The sequence below is a fragment of the Pseudanabaena minima str. Chao 2107 genome (genome assembly GCF_051131155.1).
Taxonomy (GTDB): Bacteria; Cyanobacteriota; Cyanobacteriia; order Pseudanabaenales; family Pseudanabaenaceae; genus Pseudanabaena; species Pseudanabaena minima.
This window is the reverse complement of the sequence record NZ_CP159508.1, coordinates 452042-464975: the sequence shown is the minus strand read 5'-3', so window position 1 is coordinate 464975 and position 12934 is coordinate 452042. Positions and strand designations below refer to the sequence as shown.

The window sequence follows — 12934 nt, the reverse complement described above, 5'->3', positions numbered from 1 at the left end:
GAAAATCACAAAACCTTACAATATTAAAGAAGAAGCATCGCAATAATTGCGATGCTTCTTCTTTAGCTTTATAGACATTTCGTTAGCCGACAAGTTATTTGAATTGTAAAGGGGATTTCCCCAATGAAAGTGTAACCATTACCCACAAAGCTAAGCTAGAGCAGGCAAAAGCGGAAATAACTCCTAAGAAAAAGCTATTCCATACAATAATCATTTTGCTTTTCTCCTGAGCACAGATTCTAGCCGTACAGTCATAATATTTATAGCTTAGTATCTTATAAGCTGTCTGTGTGATATCTGACAAAATTTAACAATTTATCAAAGACTATTAAAATAAAAAATTTGTTCCAGATTTTGCATGTTTTATTTGCCGAAGCACTAAAAGGCTTAGTAGAATCAGAAATTTTGGCTTGGAGACCAAGCACCTACCATTAGAAAAATGTAGGGATTTGGAAACCAAATCCTCTTGCAAGATGGCATTAAAACATGAGGGCTATCTTTAGGCATATATAGCTATAGTCACCTGTATCAGGACAAATTAAAAAACAAATAGTGTGAGGCGGCGCTTTGCGCCGCCTCACACTATTTGTTTTTTATGTCCTAACAAGCATGGCGACAGCTATAGCAATGCAAAACAAATCAAAACCCAAAATACAAGTAACAGCGCTTCGCGCTGTTACTTGTATTTTGGGTTTTAAACCTTTGGTTGCTGTCATTTTTCGCTATTTGCGTCGTGCGAAGCACGACGCAAATAGCTATATCTAGACTCAAGTGTGTTTAGATGAAAAAAGATATGTCGGCTTTAGCCGATGATAAAATGAGTTTCTGTACTTTTCTATCTCAAAACCATGACTGATTGGCAGATCGCCGCCGAATTTGAAGACATTCTCTATCACAAAGCCGATGGAATGGCAAAGATCACAATTAATCGCCCCCAAGTTCGTAATGCTTTTCGTCCAAAAACGATTACAGAAATGATTGCGGCTTTTGCGGATGCACGAGAAGATGTGGAGATTGGAGTAGTTTTGCTAACGGGCGCAGGTCCTGCAGATGATGGTAAATATGCCTTTTGTGCAGGGGGCGATCAGAAAGTGCGTGGCGATGGTGGCTACATTTCTGAGTCTGGCGTACCACGTTTGAATGTGCTCGATTTGCAGCGATTAATTCGCACCATGCCTCAGCCTGTAATTGCATTGGTTGCTGGTTATGCGATCGGTGGCGGTCATGTGCTGCATGTAGTCTGCGATCTAACGATCGCCGCCGATAATGCTATTTTTGGTCAGACGGGACCAATGGTAGGTAGTTTTGATGGTGGGTTTGGGGCTTCCTATTTGGCGCGATTAGTTGGGCAGAAAAAAGCCCGCGAAATTTGGTATCTCTGTCGCCAATATGATGCTCAAGAAGCTTTAGAGATGGGCTTGGTAAATAAGGTTGTGCCAGTAGAGCAATTAGAATCTGAAGGCATTCAGTGGGCGCAGGAGATTTTAGATAAGAGTCCTCTAGCAATCCGTTGTCTCAAATCTGCCTTTAATGCTGATTGTGATGGTCAAGCAGGTATTCAAGAACTAGCGGGTAATGCGACTCTGTTGTTTTACATGACGCAGGAGGCTCAAGAAGGCAAGCAAGCATTTCTCGAAAAGCGCAAACCTAATTTTCGTCAATATCCCAAACTGCCATAAAAATTATTGGCGGCGCTTCGCGCCGCCAATAATTTTTATGGCAATGCTCGAATTAGTCACGATAAATCAAAACCGAAAATAGAAGGGCGGCGCTCTGTGCCGCCCTTCTATTTTTGGTTTGCAAATCAGGAGATCGCGATACACTTGATAAATTATGATTAGTTAGCAAAAATCAATCAAGTTTTATGTCGGAAGCTATTCTCCTCAATACTTTTTTCTGGGCTGCCATTGTGCTGATGGCGATCGCTACTAGTGGCATTGGTTATCTTACTTATTTAGAATGGCAAGATCGTCGCCGTCGTGGAGGAAAAAGTTAAACCACTCGTACATGCGATCGCTTTTCCAAGGGGTATTCCAAGCAAGCCCAAGATTGATTGTCTCCACAAAACTTTCAGGTAGTTCAGCATCATTGAGCGCCACACAAAACTTAAAGGTCGTGATCTGCTCCCATTGTTTTAAATGCTTGAATACACGCACGATCGCTTGTCGATAGGGATGATTAGGTTGCTCATACCAGTCGTCGGAAATCTCATTGGAGCGATCAAACCCTAGATGGACAATCGAGAGCTTACTAGCAATATCCTTTGCTAATAAGGCAGGGTCTTGTGTATCGGCATTAGCAAATAAACTCGCAAACTCTGTAGATGTTTCTTCTTGCATAAGCAAATCGTTTGTTGCCGCAACTTCACGCAACTGTGTGAGCCATTCAGGAGATTTCTGTTCTGTCCAGCGAATCCCAAGCGTGATTAATTTGGTCTGCAATAGTAAGTGTCCGAGCTTTTCGGCTTTAGTTTCAAGATAGCGCCAATTATGCTCATTAGTTTCAATTAGCAGGGGTAAGCGTCCAACTACTTCAATATCAAAGCCTTTAAGCCCTGCTAGCTTGCGAGGATTATTGGTGATTAGACGCATTTTTTTAATACCAAGGTCATGCAAGATTTGCGCTCCAACTCCGTAGGTACGCAGATCCGCTCCAAATCCCAATTTTTCGTTAGCTTCGACTGTATCTAAGCCACCATCTTGGAGACAATATGCCTTGATTTTATTAATTAAACCGATGCCGCGTCCCTCTTGTCGCAAGTAGACAACTACGCCCCAATTAGCAAATTCAATCATTTTTAAGGCGCTTTGCAACTGTCCCCGACAATCACAACGCAGTGATCCAAGTGCATCACCTGTCAGACATTCAGAATGTACTCGTACTAAAACTTCGTTGTCAGGAAATTCCCTTAGATCGCCTTTGACGATCGCTAGATGTTCAGTATTATCAATGGTGTTGCGATAGGCATAGACTCGAAAGTTACCGAATAGCGATGGTAACTTCGCGATCGCTTCTCTCTGCACAAATCGATCGTGGGCTAAACGATAACTAATTAGATCGGCAATGCTGATTAATTTAAGATTGTGCAATTTAGCATATTCAATTAACTCAGGCAGTCGTGCCATTGAGCCATCATCATTTTGAATCTCACAAATTACGCCAGCAGGATATAAACCCGACATTTGGGCAAGATCTACAGCCGCCTCAGTATGCCCCGCCCGTTTCAGTACTCCTCCATCTTTAGCCCTGAGAGGAAAAACATGCCCAGGACGACGCAGATCAATAGGGCGGGTATTTGGATTAATTGCTGCTTGAATTGTGCGTGAACGATCTTCTGCTGAAATTCCTGTTGATGTCCCTTCTACGGCATCAATACTGACAGTAAAAGCAGTTTGTTGACTATCAGTATTGCGATCAACCATCAATGGTAAATCTAAGCGATCAAGGCGATCGCCTGTCATAGCTAAGCAGATAAGTCCGCGAGCTTTCACTGCCATAAAATTTACCATCTCTGGTGTGGCAAACTGGGCAGCCCCAATCAGATCGCCTTCATTTTCTCGGTTTTCATCATCGACAACGACAATGAGCCGACCAGATTTGAGGTCATTAAGGGCATCGGGAATAGAGTCAAATTGAAACTTAGTCAAGGCTTACTGTCAGGCATTCAAGCTATTTATATCCATCATATAGCAATCTCTATATTGCTTAACTCAGAAAAACATGGATAGTACTATGGCTACAGCAAGAAGAGAGGAGCGGCGCTTTGCGCCGCTCCTCTCTTCTTGGTAATACTAAATTCACAAAAGTGTGACCGAAGTACGTGTGAAAAATAATTTGCCAAACCCTTTAAAGTTGAGCTCCTGCGAGGCTTAACTTTAAAGGGTTTTCTTTACGATTAATTATGTTCAATTACTTATTGTGAAGTAAAAAGTAAACTGAGTAAAGTTTTAAATACAAAGCAGCTACCTCATTTTGTGTTTTAGTCTAACCACTTCAATACAGCTATAAAGCATCACTTTTTGCCATATTTAATAACTATCTGACTTTATATATAGCAAGCCTATATGGTTTGTGGAAGGACACCCCGATGGGGTGTCCTTCCACAAACCCAAAAAATCCACAAATGTATAGGACTGCTATAGCCTTTTACAAGCAAGCGAAGTACAAAGGTTTGTTTCCCCGCCAAAGACGGGGAAACAAACCCGTACTTCACTAGACTGATAAGCGCTATAAGTTTTTTATTTGATGCTTTAAAAGTTTGCCTAATAAAATGTTTGATTTGGTTGATTTGCTTAATTAACTTGATGAATCAAACCTATATTTACCGAGCCTTAATGTTTGAGTTGGTTGACTTATTGAATTAGAAAACAGAAATAATCAAGGACTTGTGATCATTTCAGAATTAGATTTAAAAATCTTTTAGGAACATTTAGTTTAGATATACAGTCGTCTATCACATATGCATAAATGTGTATAGGAGAAAAACTCAAAATGACAAATCAAACTAAACGTTCTAGCACTGCATTACTTGTTGCTGTTAGTTTTATTAGTAGCTGTGCAATTCCTTTGATCAGCGCAACCTCTGCTTTTGCTCAGACTACGTTTAATGATGTGCCCACAGGATATTGGGCGCAGACTTTTATTCAAGAGTTAGCTTCAAGGGACATTATTAAAGGCTTTCCTGACGGGGGATTTCGTCCAAATGATCCAGTAACTAGAGCACAATTTGCCGCGATGCTTAGTAAAGCTGTAAACAAAGCGCCTATCCGTGGTGGGGTTACCTTTGTTGATGTTAATTCAAGTTATTGGGCAGCTTCAGCAATTCAGACTGCATACACAACAGGTTTTATGTCTGGCTATCCAGGCAACGTTTTTGAACCCGCTCAAAATATTCCTCGTGTACAAGTTTTAGTGGCTCTTGCTAATGGTTTAAATTATTCAGTGAGTCAAGCACCTGAAACAATTTTACAAACTTATGCTGATGCTTCTGGCATTCCTAACTATGCAAGAAATAGTGTAGCAGCAGCAACTGAGAACCGCTTGGTGGTTAATTATCCCAATGTTCAGTTCTTAAATCCTAATCAAACTGCAACTAGAGCCGAGGTTGCCGCATTTATCTATCAATCGTTAGTACGTTCAGGTCAGGCAAATGCGATCGCCTCACCTTATATTGTGGGACAGACCACAACCACTCCCCCTGTTCAAAATCAGGTCAGAATTCCCGCAGGAAATACGATCACAGTTCAGTATTCCAAAGATAAGATTTTGCTTGGACCTGACGAAAAAGTTCCTCTTGTATTAAATGTGGCGCAAAATATTGCCAACTCTCAAGGCACAATTTTGATACCTGCTGGTACTCAAGTTGTGGGTGAATTGCGAACTGTATCAGGTGGTGCTCAGTTCTTTGCTAGTGAACTTGTGTTCGCCAATGGTCAGAGAAGGGCTATCAATGCTACTTCTAAAGTTGTAACCAAGACTGAGAGAGTTGATAAGGGCGTTAGTATTGGTGGACTGCTCCAAAATGCTGCACTCGGTGCTGCTGCTGCTGCTGCCATCTCTGCGGTAACAGGCGATCGCGCGATCGCTACCGAAGAAATTCTCGGAGGTGCTGGAATTGGTACATTGCTTGGTCTGTTTTTAGGGCGTGACAGTGTAACTCTTGCTTCTGTCAATCCTAATACTGACTTAGCTGTAACCTTGAACTCTGATCTTTTGCTATGAGACCTCTCTTATATACTTCCTCTCCAATAATTAGGTAGTGCGGCGAATCGCTCGCACTACCTAATTATTGGTTTTGGGTTTCAATTCACAAAAGTGTGATCACACTTTTGTGAATTGGCACAACAGTAGAAGTTTTGCTTAGGATTAAAAAACAAAAGAATAAGTGGCGGCGCTAAGCGCCGCCACTTATTCTTTATTAAGAGAAGCATTCCATACAGTGCAATGCTTCTCTTTTTTGTCTTAATATTTTGGAAAGCATCTATAGCTATAGCCACCTGTATCAGGACAAATCAAAACCCAAATAATGTGAGGCGGCGCTTTGCGCCGCCTCACATTATTTGGGTTTTATGTCCTAACAAGAATGGCGACAGCTATATATTTCATATCTCATACCTTCCTTGACTATTTCCTTACGTGCGATAAGTCAACAGTGTTTCATTAATGAGCAAAAACATCTGCATATCCTAGTAAATCTAAATAAACAAGTGTCGGAATATGAGCAAAACAGGCTTTCGCTAAATCATAACGATTTTCTCGAATCAGCATCTCAATCAGTTTGCGATAAACAGATAATAAGTATCGAACGTCATTAGCTGCATACTGTAGTTGCGCTTCTGATAGAACTTGGACATTTCCCCAGTCTGAAGATTGCGAAGTTTTATCTAGTTCAATTTTTTCAAGTTCGCGAACCAATTCCTTTAAACCATGCTTGTCGGTATATGTCCTCGCCAGTTTGCTAGCAATTTTAGTGCAGAAAATTGGATGAGTGGCAATACCAAGATGAGCTTCCAACATTGCTACATCAAACCTAGCAAAATGAAAAACCTTATTAACTTCAGGGGCTTCAAATAAATACTTGAGGTTGGGCGCACTTTTAATGCCCTGTGCGATTCTTACCAAACTTACAGTCTCATCATCATTGCAAATTTGAATTAAACATAGGCGATCGCGTCTGGGAATCAACCCCATAGTTTCAGTATCAATGGCGATCACCTCACAGCCAAGATATTCTTGAAGAGTTTCAAAATCAATATCGTTATCAAAAATTTTAAAAGCTGGCATCTTAATTTAGTCGGTTATATTTTTGCGAGTAGCTCTTGGGTTTATAAAGGTTTTATACAACCTATTTGTCAAACTTAGCAAAATTGGACAACTACTTTTATACCAATTCACAAAAGTGTGACGATACTGTTATGAATTAAAAACTAAACCCAGTAAGAGTTTTAAAAGTATAAAATGGCTGAGCCATTTTGTATTTCAGCATTACCCTGAAAATAGCTACTATAGCTGTCGCCATTCTTGTTAGGACGTAAAACCCAAATAATGTGAGGCGGCGCAAAGCGCCGCCTCACATTATTTGGGTTTTGATTTGTCCTGATACAGGTGGCTATAGCAATAAATAACCATTACCAGAATAGCAACCCTGTTTGGGACCTCTAAATAATTGACTAGGACTTGTTTTTAATTCGATTGGGTGACAATCTTCAGGGCTTGCTCCTACAAATCCCAAAATCTATATTTATCAATAAATTAATACGTGGAATTCAGCAATTTAATCAATAACTCAATTTTTGATGGCACGATTCTCCATGACTTCAAAAATCGGCTACTTATCTTACGGCAAAGTCTATACCTTAAAAATAAGCGTTTAGTAGCATGACTCAACTTTACATAAATTATATAATGTGTGTAAGAGTAAATTTCCCTTAGGTAAAATTTATTTATTAAGTATCTAGGCATAATTAAAAATCAGCGTCAAAACCTGTGATACACGTATAGCGTAATTCACAGGTTTTGAATTTTATATTTGATTCCGCTTAGCTACTTAGTAATTCTCATGATATGAATCAATTTTGAGCAGAGTCTGTCATAAGCAAAATCGCAGAAATCGTGATTTTAGGCTTATTAATATCTCTGTCATTACAAGTTTAGAATTCACAATAAAAATTACTACGTACTTATACAGCATTTTTACTATATTGAATTAATCCAAAGAAACAAATCTAAATCATTCTAAAACCTAAATTTTCTGATAAATAGCTTTAACGGCGAATTATTAGAACTCTATCCCAAAACAATAAGTTATTTGAATGAGATAAGTTTAGATGAATTTTTTTGTTGATTAGTATAATGTATAGCAATCCTAAATAATTTGTGGAAGACTTAACCTGAAGGGTATGCTCTCTCGCAAACTTATCAAGTTATAAGCGATTTAGAGTTGTTATAGTCAAGTCTAAAATTCAAGATTTTTTGCTGTTGTTAAAGAAAATATTAATATGACACAGTTTTATAATCAAAATCAATTTAATCGATTCTCTGAACCAGTAACCGATATAACGGCTGGTAGCATAGAGAAGGCTCAGCAACATATTTATAACTTCTTTTTAGGAATTATCAAACATTATGATGCTGAAGTAATTTTAAATCAGTTTGACAAATTATTCATCAGATATGAAGAGATTGATAATGTTAATGCTTATTATGCTCTAGGTGAAATTATTTTTCACAATAAAGAAAGTGAGTTCAAGTATGCTCTTTTACGCTGTTGCTATATTCTCAATAACAACTGGGCAATTAATGGAAATATCAGTGCTTGCCAAAAGTTAGTTGATCTTTTCTTATCAGATACTATTGGCATTCCCACCAAAATTCATAAGCTCAAGAAGTTAAGATATTGGCTCCAAAAGTTTGTTCAATCTGAAGAATATAATACGCTGCGATCGCTCTCAGGCAGAGCTGGTATAAGCAAGAGCTATCATAACTGGAGTGAGCGTTTTTCCTCATATCTACTCATCTCGGAATATGCTGATCCAAGAAAGCCTTTAGAACAACGTCAATATGCCGCAAATTTATCTCGAAAGATCAAGAAACAATTTAAGTTTGATTTAGCAATGTATACGGCGCGTATTGATTCCAGATTAGGCGCACATCCTCAACGTCCAAATCCAACCAATTTGGGTGATGGGGTACTACTTTTAATTAAAAGAGTATTGAATAAGCAGGGCAATGACAACTATCGCAAAGCTGCCAAAAACTTTTATGAACAAATTCAGAATATAACTTTCTTAGAATTCAAAGTCAGACTACTTGATTACCTAGGTATATCGCAGAATGATTTAGAGGTTTCTGAGGTATTACGTTTGACAGTTGTTGAGAAATTAAAACATTTTCAAGAACATCGCGATGAAGAAATAATGCCTATTAGTTTACTTTACGCAACTTGTAATCGGGTTTTGCAATATCTGCTGTTAAATGAACGCCGTAAGCCCTCTGAATTTTTAAAGTTATCACTAGAATATGACAACTTTCTGAATCCGATAATTTTATTACTAAAAATTGTTCTAATTTTGCCGCATATTCGCTTTTATTTGGAAAGCTATATTGCTGAATTACTCAAGTTTTATAGCGTATATGATGAAACAGAATGTCGTTCTTTTATTAATTTTCTTGATGTTTTAAATGTCACACTTGCTATTTTTGATGAGGATACAGACTATAGCTTAATTAAAATGAAAAATGTTGAGAATGATCTAGCCGATATCAATTTAGACAACTATCGGGTGTTTTCGCAGTTAAAGAGGTTTGTCGATTTAGAGCATAAATCAGTTGAGCATTTTGAACGGCTTGAGCAAGAGGACACGACTAAAACTCTAAACTTTTAGGGCTTGTTGTTATGATTGAGATTCTATCCATTCAAAAACGCGATTCCATGCCCACCAACGATCGCGATCGCCATATTGGTTTTGGCTTTTTTTGCTACTAACATAACCAACATGCCCTCCATACTGTGTGACCATAAGTTTAATTGCAGGATTATCTTCGGCAATTTTTTCTAAATCTGGAATGATTGACGGATCAAACATTGGATCATCAGCAGCATAAAGAATTAAGGTTGGCTTTTGCAAAAGCGGCATGAAATATAACGGACAACTTGCATCGTAATATTCCTCTACAGAGTCAAAGCCTAATTTGGCGATCGTCAATTCATTGTCAAACCCCCAAATGCTATTAGCACGTTCTACGGCATCACGATTGATTGCTTCAGGATGCATTTTTGCTATGCTCCGTCCTAGTTTCTTTAATTCTCGAGCGATCGCCTTTTCCAGAAATCTACCCAGTTCATCTTTGACTAAATAAGTAAGCGATCGATTGGAGTCAACGCTAGGACAAATTACGGCTCCGCCTGCAATATCAGCAGATGTAATTTTTAAATCGCTCCCCCAACTGGCGATCGTCTCTCCAGCCTTGATCCCCCATAAAGCTAACTGACCACCAAGGGAATATCCCGTTAGCCAAAAGGGAGCAGGACATCCTAATTGTTTAGCGGTATTGGCAATCCTAATAAAATCTTCGCCTTCATATAGTCCATCAGATGTCAATGCTGGGGAAAGCTCTGCTGTTTTGCCATGCGCTCGCCAATCAAACAAAACAACGGCATATCCTTTAGCGATCGCCTTACGCCCTAGAATTTTGAGAAACCACTGATTATCCAAATCTCCAGTAATGCCATAGGTTCCCACTATTGTTCCTTTCGCATTTTGTGGAATTGCATATTTACCAAAGATCGGCACACCATTTGCACCTGTAAAAATATGCTCTTGGTAAATAGGTTCTGGTTCAACTGTGAAGTCTTCCCATTTTCGACTTACCCGCAAAGCAGTATAAAGGGTCATCAGCAGCCCATTGGTGAGATGCCAAGGTGGTGTATAAAGCATATAAAAATCAAGTCCTTAGCTGTGTTGCTTTACGCTTTACTATAGCAATCGCCATCAAAACAAAATAGAGATAGCGCAAAGCGCTATCTCTATTTTGTGTACGGAGAGAGAGGGATTCGAACCCTCGTTAAAGTTACCCCTAAACAGCATTTCCAGTGCTGCGCCTTCAACCACTCGGCCATCTCTCCTCGCTTAACTCAACAAAGGCAATCGCAAAATTTTTTGCGAAGTTGTTTATTTCGTCGTGCGGATTTTAATCATACCAAAGCTTGGTACATATGCAAGACTTGAAAGTACGAAAAATCAAATTTTTTTGTTTCTATTCAAAAAGAGCGGCACGAAGCACCGCTCTTTTTGAATAGCTATTTAGACGGCATTTTGACGATACCAATCAATCGTTTGATTTAACCCTTCACGAAAACCTACCTGTGCAGTAAACCCAAAAGCTTGTTTAGCCCTTTCCACATCAAGGCAACGGCGAGGCTGTCCATTGGGTTTGTCAGTTTCCCAGACAATTTCGCCATCGTATCCCATTAATTCACAAATCAAATGGATCAAGTCCTTGATGGAAATCTCCGAGCCAGTACCAATATTTACAGGATCTGACTCGTTATAAGTCGCTGATGCCATAACGATTCCTCTGGCGGCATCTTCAGAATAGACAAATTCTCTAGTTGGTGTACCGTCACCCCATACCGAAATGTGGCGATCTCCTTTTTGCTGAGCCTCATAAACCTTACGAATTAGTGCAGGAATTACATGGGAGCTACGTGGATCAAAATTATCTTCTGGTCCATAGAGATTAACTGGCAGCAGGTAAATACCATTAAACCCATACTGTTGACGATAGGACTGTAGCTGCACTAGCAAGGCTTTTTTGGCGACACCATAGGGCGCATTGGTAACTTCAGGATAGCCATTCCAGAGATCTTCCTCTTTAAATGGTACGGGTGTAAAGTTGGGATAGGCGCAAATTGTGCCAACACAAACAAATTTTTGAACTTTAGCTTGATAAGCAGCATGGATTAACTGCACACCCATCATCAAATTGTCATAAAAAAGTTCGGCAGGTTTTTCACGATTGAGCCCAATGCCCCCAACATGTGCGGCAAGATGAATAATTAGATCTTGGTCTTGAACAACTTTTTCACAGACAGCAAGCGATCGCAAATCATCATCTTTTGATCTGGGTACAGTGATCAAATCTTTGCTCGCACCTGCAGCGATCAATTGGGCAATCACCTGCTTTCCTAAAAAGCCAGCACCACCAGTTACTAGAATCTTTTGATCTTTGAATTGTAGTTTTGATTGATTGTCTGTCATAAAAATTTCTTCAGTAAAGTACGAGTAGATTAAAAGCCCTGCGTTGCAGGGCTTTTAATCTACCAAGTCGATCCTTGTCCAATATTTCTCAATGTAGCAATATCCTGAGACTGAGTGCCTTTAGGGTTAGGCAAACCCAATGCTTCTAAATCTGCATCTACCATTAGCTCAACTAAAGCCTTGAAGGTAACTTTAGGCTCCCAACCTAGCTTTTGTTTTGCCTTAGTCGAGTCGCCTAATAACAAATCCACTTCAGCAGGACGAAAATAGCGTGGATCAATCTCTACATAGTCTTCCCACTTGAGATTGACGTATGCAAAAGCCTCTTCTAAAAACTCGCGCACTGAATGTGTTTCCCCCGTGGAGATCACATAGTCATCAGGCTTTTCCTGTTGCAACATTAACCACATCGCCTCTACATAGTCTTTGGCGTAGCCCCAATCCCGTTTAGAGTCCAGATTACCTAAGTACAGTTTTTTTTGCTGATTAGCAACAATGCGAGCGATCGCCCTTGTAATCTTTCTGGTCACAAAGGTTTCGCCACGACGAGGTGACTCATGATTAAACAAAATGCCATTACAAGCAAATAGCCCATAGGATTCGCGGTAATTAATCGTTTGCCAATGAGCATAGACCTTGGCACAGGCATAGGGACTACGCGGATAGAAAGGCGTATCTTCATTTTGGGGTACTGCTTGCACCAAGCCATACATCTCCGATGAGCCTGCTTGATAAAAACGAATTTCACGAGTGTTGCGTTGTTGATAGTCACGCAATGCTTCTAGTAAACGTAAAGTTCCCATCCCCACTGCATCAACCGTATATTCAGGTGAGTCAAAACTAACGCGCACATGGGACTGAGCACCAAGATTAAATACTTCATGAGGTCGAACTGCTTCTAAAATCCGTCCCAAAGTTGTACCGTCAGTCAAATCGCCATAGTGCAGGAATAATTTAGTTTCTGGTAGATGTGGGTCTTGATACATATGATCGAGGCGATCAGTATTAATCGTCGAGGATCGACGAATGATGCCGTGGACTTCATATCCTTTAGCTAGTAGAAGTTCTGATAGATAAGATCCATCTTGACCAGTAATACCTGTAATTAAGGCGCGTTTAGATTTACTCATGACGTGTGGGTTAAAAGGACTCAAGTAAAAGTTTATAGCATTAAT

The 12934-nt window shown here is 39.6% G+C and carries 9 protein-coding genes and 1 tRNA gene; 4 read left to right on the top strand and 6 right to left on the bottom strand.

The genetic code is table 11. The annotated features are described in order from the left end of the window. The first annotated feature begins 848 nt into the window (after positions 1 to 848). A complete protein-coding gene (menB, locus tag ABM313_RS02145) occupies positions 849 to 1679 on the top strand; it encodes a 1,4-dihydroxy-2-naphthoyl-CoA synthase (RefSeq protein WP_434686059.1) in 831 nt (276 codons plus the stop codon). Between the two features lie 185 nt (positions 1680 to 1864). Then, the gene (locus tag ABM313_RS02140) at positions 1865 to 1996 is read left to right on the top strand and encodes a hypothetical protein (protein ID WP_254923758.1); all 132 of its coding nucleotides are present in this window, start codon (positions 1865 to 1867) and stop codon (positions 1994 to 1996) included. Here ABM313_RS02140 and ribBA read toward each other — a convergent pair. After that, positions 1947 to 3647: a bifunctional 3,4-dihydroxy-2-butanone-4-phosphate synthase/GTP cyclohydrolase II gene (ribBA, locus tag ABM313_RS02135; RefSeq protein WP_434686058.1), complete on the bottom strand. Its 1701-nt coding sequence runs from the start codon at positions 3645 to 3647 to the stop codon at positions 1947 to 1949. The two genes, ABM313_RS02140 and ribBA, sit on opposite strands and share 50 nt — an antisense overlap. Positions 3648 to 4491: 844 nt before the next feature. Here ribBA and ABM313_RS02130 point away from each other — a divergent pair. Beyond that, positions 4492 to 5721 carry an S-layer homology domain-containing protein gene (locus ABM313_RS02130; RefSeq protein ID WP_434686057.1) on the top strand — a complete coding sequence of 410 codons (1230 nt, stop codon included), beginning with the start codon at positions 4492 to 4494 and terminating at the stop codon, positions 5719 to 5721. Positions 5722 to 6159: 438 nt separating this feature from the next. On the opposite strand, the gene ABM313_RS02125 is transcribed toward ABM313_RS02130, so the two are convergent. Further along, complete coding sequence (locus tag ABM313_RS02125; protein ID WP_434688330.1) at positions 6160 to 6789, bottom strand: ribonuclease D; 630 nt, start codon at positions 6787 to 6789, stop codon at positions 6160 to 6162. A gap of 1208 nt (positions 6790 to 7997) precedes the next feature. Between ABM313_RS02125 and ABM313_RS02120 the strand changes: the two genes are divergently transcribed. Next, entirely contained in the window at positions 7998 to 9383 is a 1386-nt protein-coding gene (locus ABM313_RS02120) for a hypothetical protein (protein WP_434686056.1), read from the top strand. A gap of 9 nt (positions 9384 to 9392) precedes the next feature. Here the strand turns inward: ABM313_RS02120 and ABM313_RS02115 are convergent, their stop codons facing one another. The 4 genes from ABM313_RS02115 to gmd form a co-directional block, all read right to left on the bottom strand. Further along, a complete protein-coding gene (locus ABM313_RS02115; RefSeq protein WP_434686055.1) occupies positions 9393 to 10436 on the bottom strand; it encodes a YheT family hydrolase in 1044 nt (347 codons plus the stop codon). 101 nt (positions 10437 to 10537) lie between these two features. Then, positions 10538 to 10624: transfer RNA gene (locus ABM313_RS02110), tRNA-Ser, on the bottom strand. 178 nt (positions 10625 to 10802) lie between these two features. Then, a complete protein-coding gene (locus ABM313_RS02105; RefSeq protein WP_434686054.1) occupies positions 10803 to 11759 on the bottom strand; it encodes a GDP-L-fucose synthase family protein in 957 nt (318 codons plus the stop codon). 59 nt (positions 11760 to 11818) lie between these two features. Continuing rightward, positions 11819 to 12889, bottom strand: a complete 1071-nt coding sequence (gmd, locus tag ABM313_RS02100; protein ID WP_434686053.1) for a GDP-mannose 4,6-dehydratase — start codon at positions 12887 to 12889, stop codon at positions 11819 to 11821. Positions 12890 to 12934: the final 45 nt, after the last annotated feature.

What these genes read in the sequence shown, in the direction of transcription:
- menB (WP_434686059.1), top strand. Translation starts at nt 849, where the DNA reads ATGACTGATTGGCAGATCGCCGCCGAATTTGAAGACATTCTCTATCAC.
- ABM313_RS02140 (WP_254923758.1), top strand. Translation starts at nt 1,865, where the DNA reads ATGTCGGAAGCTATTCTCCTCAATACTTTTTTCTGGGCTGCCATTGTG.
- ABM313_RS02130 (WP_434686057.1), top strand. Translation starts at nt 4,492, where the DNA reads ATGACAAATCAAACTAAACGTTCTAGCACTGCATTACTTGTTGCTGTT.
- ABM313_RS02105 (WP_434686054.1), bottom strand. Translation starts at nt 11,759, where the DNA reads ATGACAGACAATCAATCAAAACTACAATTCAAAGATCAAAAGATTCTA.
- ABM313_RS02120 (WP_434686056.1), top strand. Translation starts at nt 7,998, where the DNA reads ATGACACAGTTTTATAATCAAAATCAATTTAATCGATTCTCTGAACCA.
- ABM313_RS02115 (WP_434686055.1), bottom strand. Translation starts at nt 10,436, where the DNA reads ATGCTTTATACACCACCTTGGCATCTCACCAATGGGCTGCTGATGACC.
- gmd (WP_434686053.1), bottom strand. Translation starts at nt 12,889, where the DNA reads ATGAGTAAATCTAAACGCGCCTTAATTACAGGTATTACTGGTCAAGAT.